Here is an 830-nt window from a genome sequence, read left to right on the forward strand (position 1 = left end):
CCCGTGTGGCCCCGGTCGCGCCGGGCCCCTGAGCAGGCCACCTGATCGGCCGCCGGGCCCACCGCACACTTCCCCCGCACGCAGGCGTCCCCCGCGCCCGCGTATCCCCCATCCCCCTGGGAGGCATCATCATGGCTACCACCCTGCTGCGTAAGACTGTGCTGACCGCTGCCGGTATCGCCGCGACCGCCGGTGGGATCGCCGGCCCCGCGATCGCCGCCCACGCCGCGCCCGCCGGCAAGGCCACCGTCGTGGCCGACCGTAAGAGCGGCGAGCGGGAGTTGGACGTGCGCTACGAGGCGCAGCCGAACTTCTACTACTGCGGTCCCGCCGCCGCCCGCAACGCCATCAGCGTGCTCGGCAAGAACATCGACGTGCACGCCATGGCCAAGGAGATGGGCACCACCGAGAACGGCACCAACAGCATCAACGACATCACCCCGGTGCTGAACAAGGAGACCGGCAAGCCCTACCGCTCGGTGGAGATCAAGACCGGCAAGGCCGACGACAAGCAGACCGACAAGCTGCGCACCGACATCGTCCGCACCGTCGACGACGGCCGGGCCGTGGTCGCCAACATCGCCGGCACCACCACCGACACCGACGGCAGCACCCACTCCTTCGAAGGTGGCCACTACATCAGCGTCGTCGGCTACCAGAACAACGGCACCACCGTCACCATCGCCGACAGCGCCAACCCGAACACCGCCTCCTACCGCATCACCGTCGACAACCTCGCCGACTGGATCGCCACCCGCGGCTACAGCACCAGCTGACCCGACACACCGACAAGGGCCCGACCCCACAGGAGGGGTCGGGCCCTTTCGTCA

General features: G+C 69.4%; 1 protein-coding gene. It reads left to right on the forward strand.

Annotated features, from left to right (window positions below):
• Positions 1-131: 131 nt before the first annotated feature.
• Complete coding sequence (locus C8054_RS31540; RefSeq protein WP_107162787.1) at positions 132-776, forward strand: C39 family peptidase; 645 nt, start codon at positions 132-134, stop codon at positions 774-776.
• The last annotated feature ends 54 nt before the right edge of the window (positions 777-830 follow it).

Origin of the sequence: Micromonospora sp. RP3T, assembly GCF_003027925.1 — a bacterium.
Lineage (GTDB): Bacteria > Actinomycetota > Actinomycetes > Mycobacteriales > Micromonosporaceae > Micromonospora.

What these genes read in the sequence shown, in the direction of transcription:
- C8054_RS31540 (WP_107162787.1), top strand. Translation starts at nt 132, where the DNA reads ATGGCTACCACCCTGCTGCGTAAGACTGTGCTGACCGCTGCCGGTATC.